This window comes from Bradyrhizobium sp. BRP23 (genome assembly GCF_020194135.1).
Lineage (GTDB): Bacteria > Pseudomonadota > Alphaproteobacteria > Rhizobiales > Xanthobacteraceae > Bradyrhizobium > Bradyrhizobium yuanmingense.
Genome location: NZ_JADYVW010000010.1, coordinates 287479 through 299229, shown reverse-complemented (window position 1 = coordinate 299229; position 11751 = coordinate 287479). Strand labels below are relative to the sequence as shown.

The following is an 11751-nucleotide window of genomic DNA, read 5'->3' as shown; positions in this document are numbered from 1 at the left end:
CCTGCCAGACGCCCGCCTCCCCCGCTAGATGGGGCCCTGTCCCCCACCCCGCTCGAGCTCAGCCCGTGATCTCACGGGGGCCTTTACGGCCCGGCATTTAGGAAACTTTTTCCATATTTGGCGCCGTACTTGAGCCACAATCCCGCGGCGTTCTGATAAGAGACAAGCTTGAATCGCGGGGACGCCTGTGGGGGCTGCCGGCGATTTTCATGGGGTCAGAGGAAGGCGATGTTGCAAATGACGCGACCTTCCTTCGGCATTCGAAAGACATCGAGAGAGCTTTACCCGTCCAGCTGTTCGTAATTTCGGCCGGCCCCATCAAGGGGCTTTCTGGGCGCGGACAGTTGTGCGGCTTGCCTGCTCCGGCGATCCCCGTTCAAGAGGGCAGCCTGGGACAGGTTCGAAACCGGGCATCTTGGGTCGTTGAGTTGGGGGACTTGGGTTGAACCACAGGACGTCACGCGGCACTTACGGGCGTGAGACCGGGATCATCGATCTCGGCCACGAGCCGCCGCTGTCCGTCGATGGTTCTGAAGCCGCGGTGATCGACCGCCGACGCGTCTCGGTGCAATGGTTCAGCGGGACAATTTTGACCGGACTCTGCGGCGCAGCCCTGATCGGCGGCGCCGTTTTCGCTTCGCTCGACGGCGAGATGACCTTCGCCAAGGTGCCGGAGCGGGTCGAAGGCGCGCTGCGCGGAGCATTCGGCGCCGCCGATCGTGCCGCCACGCTGCACAAGAGCGATCGCCTGCCGCCGCCGAGCGAATCCACCGCTTCACGCAACGTGATGCGCGTCTCGACGGTTGCCCGCGTCGGCAACCGTGACGTGATGCGGGTGCGTCCGTTCGTGCGGATCGCCGGCAATCTGTCGATGACGACGAGCGATCTGTCGGCGAAGATCCCGCCGTTCAACGCCCAGCGCCTGCTGACCGATGTCGGCTCCGACCCGAAGACGGCGTCCGACGATCCCAACAATCCCGAAGCCGTCGAGCCCGACGCGGAAGTGTCCTTCGTCACCAAGGACCTGTCGCCGGTGCTGCCGAAGGCCAAGATTTCCGCGGTGGTGGCACTCGACGACATCCTGATGCGGGTGCGCGATGCCGCCAATTGGCGCGGCAATGGCGGGGTGCGCTACGCCTCGCTCGCCAACACGGCTGCCGACATCTCCGGCGCGACCGGTCCCTCCGACATCAGAACCGCCTACGCCGCCGAGGCCTCGCCGTCCGATCCCTATGCCGGCTTCGAGACGCGCGTGGTGCCGGAGAACGTCACGCTGCTGCCCAAGACCAAGGAGCAGATCACCGGCGGCAATCCCAACGGCGAACGCGTCCACATGGTCAAGAAGGGCGACAGCGTCGCCGGCGTGCTGCGCGATCTCGGCGCCAGTGCCGACGAGATCAAGGCGATCACCGCGACTCTCGGACCGCGCGGCCGCGACGGCGGCCTGAAGGAAGGCGAGAAGCTCCGCATCCTGATGGCGCCCGCAAGCCCCGGCGCCCGCCTGCAGCCCTATCGCGTCGTGGTTGCAAACGACACGATGGTGGAAGCGATCGCGGCGCTGTCCGATCTCGGCAAATACGTCGCCGTCGACGTCTCCAGCATGAATACCGTCGCCGATACTGCGGCCAACGCCAGCAGCGACGACGAGGATGACGATGACGGCTCCGGCGTGCGGCTCTACCAGAGCATCTACGAGACCGCGATGCGCAACAAGGTCCCGATGCCCGTCATCGAGGACATGATCAAGATCTACTCCTACGACGTCGATTTCCAGCGCAAGGTGCAGCCCGGAGATTCATTCGACGTGTTTTACGCGGGCGAGGACGAGGGCGTGACCGCGACCGAGAAGAACGAGGTGCTGTTCGCCTCGCTCACCGTCGGCGGCGAGACCAAGAAATACTACCGCTACCAGAGCCCCGACGACGGCCTCGTCGACTATTACGACGAGACCGGCAAGAGCGCGAAGAAGTTCCTGGTCAGAAAACCCGTCAACAACGCCATCATGCGCTCCGGCTTCGGCGGCCGCCGCCACCCGATCCTCGGCTACGTGAAGATGCATACCGGCGTCGACTGGTCCACCTCCTACGGCACGCCGATCTTCGCCTCCGGCAACGGCATGATCGAGAAGGCCGGCCCCGAGGGCGGCTATGGCAAGTACATCCGCATCAAGCATTCCAACGGCTACGAGACCGCCTACGGCCACATGTCGGCCTTCGCCAAGGGCATGGAGCCCGGCAAGAAGGTGCGGCAGGGCCAGGTGATCGGTTTCGTAGGCTCCTCCGGCCTGTCGACCGGCCCGCACGTCCACTACGAGATCCTCGTCAACGGCCGCTTCGTCGATCCGATGCGCGTGAAGCTGCCGCGCGGCCGTTCGCTGGAGGGCCCGATGCTGGCAAGCTTCGAGAAGGAGCGCGACCGGCTCGACGGCATGATGAGCGGCCGCGGCGGCGCCATCGCCCGGATGTCGGACGCCACCGGCGGGCCGCTGCAGGTCACCAACCGGTAAGCCGACAACGCGCCGATATCGGCCGGCGTTTTCAAACAGAATTTCAAACGAGCACGCTACGCAGCGAGGCCGCTTCGCGGCGACACAACGTCAAGTTTTGTTTGCCAAAGCCGCAGGACGGGCGAATACTTTCCAAAAAAATGGGAGGTCACGCCATGAGAAACAGGCTCGCCTGCGCAGCCCTGATTGCTGCGCTGTTCTCCACAACGAGCGCATCGGCCGACGGCTGGGAGGTCACGAGACTCGTGCCGGGCTCGGCATTCCATGGTGTGCACGGACTCGGTGTCGACAAGGCCGGCCATTTGTTTGCCGGCAGCGTCGCGGGCGCTGCGCTCTACGAGGTCGACATTGCCGGCGGCAGCGCCAAGGTCGCGATCCCGGCACCGGTGGGGATGGCCGACGACATTGCGTTCGCACCCGACGGCACCATGGCCTGGACCGGCTTCCTCGCCGGCGATCTCTATGCGCGCAAGGGCGACGGACCGATCAAGAAGCTCGCGAGCGGCCTGCCCGGCATCAACTCGCTCGCCTTCCGCAAGGACGGCAGGCTCTACGCCACCACCGTTTTCCTCGGCGATGCGCTCTACGAGATCGACGTCGAGGGCGTCAAACCGCCCCGCCAGATCATGGAGAAGATGGGCGGCCTCAACGGCTTCGAGTTCGGTCCCGACGACAAGCTCTATGGTCCGCTCTGGTTCAAGGGCCAGGTCGCAAGGGTCGACGTCGACAAGGCCGAGCTGAGTGTCGTCACCGACGGCTTCAAGATCCCGGCCGCCGTGAACTTCGATTCCAAGGGCAATCTCGTCGTGATCGACACCGCGCTCGGCCAGTTCGTCCGGGTCGATCCCAAATCGGGCGCCAAGACCATGGTCGCGCAGCTGAAGCCGTCGCTGGACAATCTCGCCATCGACGACAAGGACCGCATCTACGTCTCCAACATGGCCGACAACGGCATCCAGGAGGTCGATCCCGCGACCGGTCAAGCCAAGCAGATCATCATCGGCAAGCTCGCTTTGCCCGGCGGCATCGGCGTCACCTCGGAGAACGGCAAGGACACGATCCACGTCGCCGACCTGTTCGCCTATCGCACGGTGGACGGCGTGACCGGCGAGGTCACCGAAAAGGCGCGCATGCACGCCGCTGGCACGACGCTCGAATATCCGATGAGCGCGACGGCGAAGGGCAACGACGTGGTCCTGTCGAGCTGGTTCACCGGCACCGTGCAGGTGATCGACGGCAAGACCGGCGCGACGCGCGACATGCTGCACGACTTCAAGGCGCCGCATGACGGGGTCGTGCTCGCGGACGGCAGCATCCTGGTAGCCGAGCTCGGCACCAAGTCGCTGGTCAAGGTGAGCGGCGAGCACGGCAAGGATCGCACCACGCTGATCGGCGCGCTCGAGGGTCCGATGGGTCTCGTCCGCGGGGCCGGCGACGAGGTTTACGTCACCGAGGCTTTTGCTGGCATCATCTCCAAAATCGACAGCACCGGCGAAAAGACCGTGATCGCCAAGGATCTGAAGATGCCAGAAGGCATCGCGCGCACCGGCGACGGTAAGCTGATCGTCGCCGAAGTCGGCGCCAAGCGGCTGATCGAGATCGTGCCGGAATCCGGCAAGGTCACCGAGATCGCAGCCAATCTCCCGATCGGCCTGACCGGCGCCCCCGGCGGCTTGCCGACGCATATCCCCACCGGCGTCGCAGTCGGCGCGACGGGCGCGATCTACGTCAGCTCGGATGTCGAGAATGCGATCTACAAGGTGATGAAGAAATAGCAGTGGCGTGCACGGGCTCGACCCCGGGAACCGGCGCGCCGGTTCGCCGTTTAGACGCTGACCGGAAGCCAGCAGGAGGATCGCCCATGACGCGCCTCTCACGCGACGATGTCGTCAAAGCCGTGGACCGCGCCGACGATGTCACCATTGCCCAGATTATCGGAACTGGCGCGACCGCCGAGGAGCTTGCCGAGGCCCAGGCCTGGCTCGCCAACGACGAGCCGATGATCAACGATTTGCGCCCGCTGGCGCAGGGCCGGGTGCGCGAGCTGGTGGATATTCTGTCGGATCTGGAGGAGGAGGAGGACGGCGTCGAGCCGCGCTCCGCCCCGGCGGCCGGCAACTAAATTTCGCGAGACAGCAAAACAAGACGCCCCGGAGAGGTGACCTCCGGGGCGGATTTCATTTCAGATCCTCACCCTCCGGCTGGTTCACGAGATACTCGGACCGAGGTTCGAGGCCATGATGATCAGCATGTCGCGGAATCGCCGGTACAGCCCTGCCCTCGGTCAGCGGGCCGTCGCCGAGTACCTGCAACAGAACGTTGCAGACTCTAGCCCGCGCGCACCCGTGCGAACAATTCCGACGGCATCATACCGAACATGTCGCGGAAGGCCGTGCTGAAATGCGCGGAGCTGGAAAAGCCCGCGCCATGCGCGGCCTCGGTCAGCGATTGGCCTTGTGCGACCGCCCGTGCGGCAGCGCCGATCCGGGACCAGATCCGGTAGCGGCGGAGCGGCACACCCGTGACGTCCTTGAAAAGATGCAGGAAGCGCGAGGACGAAAGCCCGGCCTTGCGGCCGAGTTCAGCAAGCGTGTGCGAACCGCTGGGCTGCTCGCGCATCCGCTTGATGGCGGCGGCAATTCTCGCATCCGGCTGCGCACTTGATCCGATCCCAAGCATATCGCGGGCTGCTTGCTGCGCGTCCTCAGATGCGAGGCGTCGCTCCGCGATGTCGCCAAACAGCGCGACGACCGAGATCTCGTCGATCAGGTCGAACGCGGCGTTCGATCCCACCTCCTTCATTCGTGAGCGAAGCGCCTCGATATCGCGCCCGAGGGGATCGACATACAGAAAGGCCGTACGTCCGGCATCAATGCGGAGATGGTGCAGACTGTTGGGCATGATCAGCACGCTGCGAGCCTGGCGATAAGACGGTGAGCGCGCCCTCGGATCGTTAGCTACGCCTATCGCCCCGTCGAGCGCGACGGCCAGCACGCCGGTGGCATTGCGGTGGGGCGTCAGCCCGAAGGCTGGACCGAGATAGAGCACCCGCGCGTCCCAATCGAGCATCCGCGCCCTCTTCGGTCCGCCGCTGGGCGGCGTGCTGATAGCCAGTTCCTGAAAGCCGGAAGGCGAGGTCATGCCTCATCATAGCGCACCGGCACAGCGCTGCCGATGACCGGGGAGATCATATCGATGGACAGAGTTCTGGTAGATGACGCCGCACCAATCGCCGCGATCCGCGCCGCCGTCACGCGCTACGCGGCCGCCTGGCAGGCCGGTGATCGCGCCGCGATCGCCGCCTGCTACCACGATGAATTCGTGCTGCATTATGCCGGCCATAACCCCCTCGCCGGCACTCACCACGGCAAGGCGGCCGCGCTTGCCACTCTGGCCGAGGTCGCACGCCGCTCCAACCGAAAACTTCTCGCCATAGATGACGTGATGGCCGGGCCGCGGCGCGGCGCCATTCTCGCACGGGAATCATTCAGCCGGGACGGTCGCACGGCTGAACTGGAACGGTTGCTGGTCTATGCCGTGCGTGAAGGCCTGCTGAGCGAATGCTGGGTCTACGACCGCGATCAGGCAGTGGTGGACGCGTTCTTAGCGGATTGAAAACGCCCTCCGCGAGTTTGGCGCGGAGGGCGTGTATTTCATCAGTTCAGCTTCCGCTTCGCCACCGGCGCCTCGAACTGGGTGATCTCGGCGGTCTGCGGCGCCTTGCCGTTGAAGGTCAGCACGTTGCCTTCGGACGAGATCGCGACATTGTCGCCGTCCCTGACGTCGCCGGCGAGGATCATCTCGGCGAGCGGGTCCTGGAGGTAGCGCTGGATCACCCGCTTCAAGGGCCGTGCGCCGTAGGCGGGATCCCAGCCCTTGGCAGCCAGCCAGTCGCGGCCGGCGGCATCGAGGCTCAGCACGATCTTGCGATCGGTCAGGAGCTTCTGCAGGCGCGCGAACTGGATCTCGACGATCCGGCCCATCTCGCTCCGCTGCAGGCGGTGGAACAGGATGATCTCGTCGACGCGGTTTAGGAATTCGGGGCGGAAGTGCGCCCGCACCATTCCCATCACCTGCTCGCGCACGGCCGAGGTGTCCTCGCCCTCCGGCTGGTTCACCAGATATTCCGAACCAAGGTTCGAGGTCATGATGATCAGCGTGTTGCGGAAGTCGACGGTGCGGCCCTGGCCGTCGGTCAGGCGGCCGTCGTCGAGCACCTGCAGCAGCACGTTGAAGACATCAGGATGCGCCTTCTCGATCTCGTCGAACAGCACCACCTGGTAGGGTCGGCGCCGCACCGCCTCGGTGAGCGCGCCGCCCTCGTCATAGCCGACATAGCCCGGAGGCGCGCCGATCAGCCGCGAGACCGAGTGCTTCTCCATATATTCGGACATGTCGAGGCGGACCATCGCCGTCTCGTCGTTGAACAGGTACTCCGCGAGAGCCTTGGTCAGCTCGGTCTTGCCGACGCCGGTGGGACCTAAGAACATGAACGAGCCGGTGGGGCGGTTCGGGTCCTGCAAGCCCGCACGCGAGCGGCGCACGGCGGTTGCGACCGCACGCACGGCCTCGGCCTGGCCGACGACGCGCTTGCCGAGCTGCTCCTCCATCTTCAGGAGCTTCTCTTTCTCTCCCTCCAGCATCTTGTCGACGGGCACGCCGGTCCAGCGCGAGACCACCTGCGCGATGTGGTTGGCGGTAACAGCCTCCTCCATCATCTCGCCGGAATTCTCTTTAGCCTCGATGTCCGCGAGCTGCTTCTCGAGCTGCGGGATCCGTCCATAGGCCAGCTCGCCGGCCTTCTGGAATTCGCCGCGCCGCTGCGCATTGGCGAGCTCGACACGCAAGCCGTCGAGCTCGGCCTTCAGCTTCTGGGCGTCGGAGAGCTTGTTCTTCTCCGCGCTCCAGCGCGCCGTCAGCGCCGCCGACTTCTCCTCGAGCTCGGCCAGGTCCTTCTCCAGGGTCTGGAGCCGCGACTTGGAGCCGACATCGCTTTCCTTCTTCAGCGCCTCCTGCTCGATCTTGAGCCGGATGATCTCGCGGTCGAGCGAATCCAGCTCTTCCGGCTTGGAATCGACCTGCATCTTCAGCCGCGCCGCGGCCTCGTCCATGAGGTCGATCGCCTTGTCGGGCAGGAAGCGGTCGGTGATGTAGCGGTTGGACAGCGTCGTCGCCGCAACAAGCGCGGAATCGGTGATCCGCACGCCGTGATGCTGCTCATACTTGTCCTTCAAGCCGCGCAGGATCGAGATGGTGTCCTCGACCGAGGGCTCGCTGACGAAGATCGGCTGGAATCGCCGCGCCAGCGCGGCGTCCTTCTCGACATGCTTCTGGTACTCGTCGAGCGTGGTCGCGCCAATGCAGTGCAGCTCGCCGCGCGCGAGCGCCGGCTTGAGCAGGTTGGAGGCGTCCATCGCGCCGTCGCCCTTGCCGGCGCCGATCAGCGTGTGCATCTCGTCGATGAACAGGATGAATGTGCCCTCGCTGCCGGTCACTTCCTGCAGCACGGCCTTCAGCCGCTCCTCGAACTCGCCGCGGTATTTCGCGCCTGCGATCAGTGCGCCGAGGTCGAGCGAGAGCAGCTTCTTGTCCTTGAGGCTCTCCGGCACGTCGCCGTTGACGATGCGCAGCGCGAGGCCTTCGGCGATGGCGGTCTTGCCGACGCCGGGCTCGCCGATCAGGACGGGATTGTTCTTGGTCCTGCGCGAGAGCACTTGAATCGTGCGGCGGATCTCCTCGTCGCGGCCGATGACCGGATCGAGCTTGCCGTCGCGCGCGGCCTGGGTGAGGTCGCGGGCATACTTCTTCAGGGCATCATAAGCGTTCTCAGCGGTCGCGCTGTCGGCCGTGCGGCCCTTGCGCAGCGCCTCGATCGCCGCGTTGAGGTTTTGCGGCGTGACGCCGCCTTTGCTCAGGATGGTGCCGGCCTCGCTGGTCTTTTCCAGCGTGAGCCCGAGCAAAAGCCGCTCGACCGTGACGAAGCTATCGCCGGCCTTCTCGCCGGCCTTTTCGGCCGCATCGAAAGTGCGGGCCAGCTCGGGCGCGAGATAGATCTGCCCGGCACCGCCGCCGGAGACCTTCGGCACCTTGTTGAGGGCGTCCTCGGTCGCCTTCAGGATTGCGCGGGAATTGCCGCCAGCGCGGTCGATCAGACCGGCGGCGAGCCCCTCATTGTCGTCCAAGAGGACCTTCAGCACATGCAGGGTTGAGAACTGCTGGTGCCCCTCGCGCATGGCGAGCGACTGCGCGGACTGGATGAAGCCCCTGGAGCGTTCGGTATACTTCTCGATATTCATCTTTTCTGTCCCTCGGCCTGCCCTCGGGGCCCTCTAAAGGCACCCCAAACGGCATCTTCATTGGGTTTCCAATTACCGCATTGACGTTTCTCAACCGGTAACGGTCGTCTTTTGCCGGCGTTGCCGCCGGCCTGGGCCAGATGTGGGAAGCAGGTTGCGGATGCGAAAGAGGCTACTTCACAATTTCGTGCGCGGACGGGCGGGCTTGGCGGTGGCGGGCCGAATCCCTTAAGTAGCGGCATGACAGTCAGCCATACCGCCGAGATCACCGGCCTCTACCGCTACCCGATCAAGGGCCTGACGCCGGAGCGCCTGTCGCACGTTCCTTTGCGGGTCGGCCAGACCCTGCCGGCCGACCGCCGCTACGCCATCGAGAACGGCCCGAGCGGGTTCGACCCCGAGGCGCCCGAATGGAAGCCGAAAATCCAGTTCCTGATGCTGGCGCGCAATGAGCGGCTGGCCGAGCTCGACAGCCGGTTCGACGACGAAACCAACGTGCTGACCATCCGCAAGGACGGCCAGATCGTCGCCAGCGGCGATCTCGAGACCGCCGCCGGGCGCGCCGCCATCGAGGCCTATTTCACGGAGAACTTTCAGCCCGAGTTGAAGGGCCCGCCCAAAATTCTCTCCGGCCGCGACCACAGCTTCTCCGACGTCGCCCGCAAGGTCGTCTCCATCATCAATCTCGACAGCGTCCGCGCCATCGAGACCATGCTCGGCGGCGTCGCCGTGCATCCGCTGCGCTTCCGCGCCAATCTCTACGTGAAAGGCTGGCCGGCCTGGTCGGAGCTCGACCTCGTCGGCCAGACGCTCGCGATCGGGCAGGCCAGACTGAAGGTGATCAAGCGCATCGTCCGCTGCCCGGCCACCAATGTCGACCCCGAGACCGCCAAGCGCGATCTCGAAATCCCGCCCACGCTCTCGCGCCATCTCGGCCATATGGACTGCGGCATCTATGCCGAGGTGATCGCCGACGGTGACGTCGGCGTCGGCGATGTGGTGGCGGTGGAAGAGCCGAAGCTGCTGTGAGCCAACGCCGTCTCAACATACTCCGTCATTGCGAGCGCAGCGAAGCAATCCAGGAATGCATCTGCGGAAACAGTCTGGATTGCTTCGTCGCAAGCGCTCCTCGCAATGACGAGGCTCAGTTCGGCATCACATACGCATAGATCTTGCCGCGCGAGACCGGGGCTTCGCGGACTCGGTTGCCGTTGTTGCCGGAGATCATGATCGGATTACCCTGCGCGTCGATGCCGGTGATGATGCCGACATGACCGCCGCGGCGGCCGCGCGACATCACGGCGATGGCACCGACCTGCGGTCCGGAGATGCGCGTGCCGTAGCGCGCGAACGAGCTCGCCATGTCGGAGCCGGTGCCCCGATGGCCGGTATGCTCCAGCACCATGTTCATGAAGCGCGCGCACCACAGGCGGCCGCGCCCGGTCGGATTGCCGCCGATATGGCGGCGCGCCTCGGAGACGAGACCCGATCCTCCGCTGAAGCCTCCGTTCATGCCGGCACCGCTGGCATTGGCATTCGGATCATAGCTCGCCTGGGTGTCGGCGAAGCCGCTTGCCTGCAATTGCGCCGCGCTGCGCTCGAAGCGCGAACTGCGGGCATGATGGCGATAGTGACGGTGGTGATGATGTCTGGCGTGATGCACGTAACCGTGCCGCTCTGCGCTATGACGATGATACGGCCGTGCCGAGGCCGGAGAAACGAACACGGCGAACGCCGCGAAGAACAGCGCCAGCGCGACAACACAACGCGACAGGCGAGACGCAAACAACTCGAACATTCTTCATCCTTCTTGACACCCCCACTTCCCGCCGGCCCGTGCAATGGCCGACATCCGTTTGGCCGTTAAGCCGCCCGATGTGGCGAGAAAAAGACGCAACGCCCGCGAATGGCTGCAATGATTTTGTGTTTGTGCTCGGCGCTGCTGCCGCATTGCCGACAACAGAATTAACTGCGATCCTCGAACACGGCTTGAAACAGAGGGAAACGGTTAATGCCCCACGCCACGACCAGGGACGGCGTCCGCATCTATTTCGAGGAGGCGGGCCAGGGAACGCCGATACTTTTTCTGCACGAGTTCGCGGCCGACTACACCAATTGGGAGCCGCAGATGCGCTACTTCTCGCGTGGCCATCGCTGCATCACCTATTCGGCGCGCGGCTACACGCCATCGGACGTGCCTGACGGCGAGGTCTACACCTACACGCATTTCTACACCGATGCGCTTGCGGTGCTCGATCATCTCGGCATCGAGCGCGCGCATCTCGTCGGTCTTTCGATGGGTGCCTATTCCTCGCTGCAGATCGGGTTGAGCGCGCCGCAGCGCGCACTATCGATGACGCTCGCCGGCGTCGGCTCCGGCTCGGAGCTCGAGAACCTCGACGATTGGCGCAAGCAGTGTCGCGCCAATGCCGAGCAGTTCGAGACGCTGGGCTCGGTGGAGGTCGCGAAAGTGACGCGCGAGGCGCCGAGCCGGATTCCGTTCCTGGTGAAGGATCCACGCGGGCATGCCGATTTCTACGCCGCACTGGCGCGGCACGATGCCAAGGGATCGGCGCGCACCATGCGCGGATTCCAAGGCGGCCGTCCCTCGATCTACACGATGACGGACGCGATCAGAGGCGCGGCAACACCCGCGCTGATCATCTGCGGCGACGAGGACGAGCCGTGCGTGGGCGCCAGCCTGTTCCTGAAGAAGCACCTGCCCGCGGCGGGGCTCGCGATGTTTCCGAAGTCCGGCCACGTGCTGAACCTGGAGGAGCCCGCGCTGTTCAACGAGAGTGTCGAGCGGTTCGTGACGCTGGTGGAAGCAGGACGTTGGCCGGTGCGGGACCCGCGGTCGCTGGTTTCCCACTAGCTGTCATTCCGGGTTGCGCCGAAGGCGCAGGCCCGGAATCCATCGGGCTGCAGGCGCTGTTGGACGATGGATTC

The 11751-nt window shown here is 65.0% G+C and carries 9 protein-coding genes; 6 read left to right on the top strand and 3 right to left on the bottom strand.

The features are described from left to right. The first annotated feature begins 442 nt into the window (after positions 1–442). The 3 genes from I6F24_RS26755 to I6F24_RS26745 all read left to right on the top strand — a co-directional run bounded on the left by I6F24_RS26755 (position 443) and on the right by I6F24_RS26745 (position 4628). Positions 443–2506 (top strand): M23 family metallopeptidase, encoded by a 2064-nt coding sequence (locus I6F24_RS26755; RefSeq protein ID WP_057028361.1) that lies wholly within the window; start codon positions 443–445, stop codon positions 2504–2506. 155 nt (positions 2507–2661) lie between these two features. After that, entirely contained in the window at positions 2662–4281 is a 1620-nt protein-coding gene (locus I6F24_RS26750) for a hypothetical protein (RefSeq protein ID WP_225152212.1), read from the top strand. Positions 4282–4367: 86 nt separating this feature from the next. Then, the gene (locus tag I6F24_RS26745; protein WP_225152210.1) at positions 4368–4628 is read left to right on the top strand and encodes a hypothetical protein; all 261 of its coding nucleotides are present in this window, start codon (positions 4368–4370) and stop codon (positions 4626–4628) included. Between the two features lie 206 nt (positions 4629–4834). Here the strand turns inward: I6F24_RS26745 and I6F24_RS26740 are convergent, their stop codons facing one another. Next, positions 4835–5647 carry an AraC family transcriptional regulator gene (locus I6F24_RS26740; RefSeq protein ID WP_225152208.1) on the bottom strand — a complete coding sequence of 271 codons (813 nt, stop codon included), beginning with the start codon at positions 5645–5647 and terminating at the stop codon, positions 4835–4837. 54 nt (positions 5648–5701) lie between these two features. Between I6F24_RS26740 and I6F24_RS26735 the strand changes: the two genes are divergently transcribed. Then, positions 5702–6121 carry a nuclear transport factor 2 family protein gene (locus I6F24_RS26735; RefSeq protein ID WP_057028591.1) on the top strand — a complete coding sequence of 140 codons (420 nt, stop codon included), beginning with the start codon at positions 5702–5704 and terminating at the stop codon, positions 6119–6121. A 41-nt stretch (positions 6122–6162) separates the two neighbouring features. Here I6F24_RS26735 and clpB read toward each other — a convergent pair whose 3' ends face one another. After that, positions 6163–8802 (bottom strand): ATP-dependent chaperone ClpB, encoded by a 2640-nt coding sequence (gene clpB / locus I6F24_RS26730; RefSeq protein WP_035996950.1) that lies wholly within the window; start codon positions 8800–8802, stop codon positions 6163–6165. A gap of 240 nt (positions 8803–9042) precedes the next feature. Between clpB and I6F24_RS26725 the strand changes: the two genes are divergently transcribed. Beyond that, positions 9043–9831, top strand: coding sequence for an MOSC domain-containing protein (locus I6F24_RS26725; RefSeq protein WP_057028370.1), 789 nt, complete (start codon positions 9043–9045; stop codon positions 9829–9831). Positions 9832–9946: 115 nt separating this feature from the next. Here the strand turns inward: I6F24_RS26725 and I6F24_RS26720 are convergent, their stop codons facing one another. After that, a complete protein-coding gene (locus I6F24_RS26720) occupies positions 9947–10600 on the bottom strand; it encodes a TIGR02594 family protein (RefSeq protein ID WP_109142255.1) in 654 nt (217 codons plus the stop codon). Positions 10601–10813: 213 nt separating this feature from the next. On the opposite strand from I6F24_RS26720, the gene I6F24_RS26715 reads away from it, so the two are divergent. Continuing rightward, the gene (locus I6F24_RS26715) at positions 10814–11677 is read left to right on the top strand and encodes an alpha/beta hydrolase (protein WP_225152206.1); all 864 of its coding nucleotides are present in this window, start codon (positions 10814–10816) and stop codon (positions 11675–11677) included. Positions 11678–11751: the final 74 nt, after the last annotated feature.

Bases quoted from the DNA above. Each gene is read 5' to 3' on its own strand.
- I6F24_RS26720 (WP_109142255.1), bottom strand. From the start codon at position 10,600: ATGTTCGAGTTGTTTGCGTCTCGCCTGTCGCGTTGTGTTGTCGCGCTG.
- I6F24_RS26745 (WP_225152210.1), top strand. From the start codon at position 4,368: ATGACGCGCCTCTCACGCGACGATGTCGTCAAAGCCGTGGACCGCGCC.
- I6F24_RS26725 (WP_057028370.1), top strand. From the start codon at position 9,043: ATGACAGTCAGCCATACCGCCGAGATCACCGGCCTCTACCGCTACCCG.
- I6F24_RS26750 (WP_225152212.1), top strand. From the start codon at position 2,662: ATGAGAAACAGGCTCGCCTGCGCAGCCCTGATTGCTGCGCTGTTCTCC.
- I6F24_RS26740 (WP_225152208.1), bottom strand. From the start codon at position 5,647: ATGACCTCGCCTTCCGGCTTTCAGGAACTGGCTATCAGCACGCCGCCC.
- I6F24_RS26715 (WP_225152206.1), top strand. From the start codon at position 10,814: ATGCCCCACGCCACGACCAGGGACGGCGTCCGCATCTATTTCGAGGAG.
- I6F24_RS26735 (WP_057028591.1), top strand. From the start codon at position 5,702: ATGGACAGAGTTCTGGTAGATGACGCCGCACCAATCGCCGCGATCCGC.
- clpB (WP_035996950.1), bottom strand. From the start codon at position 8,802: ATGAATATCGAGAAGTATACCGAACGCTCCAGGGGCTTCATCCAGTCC.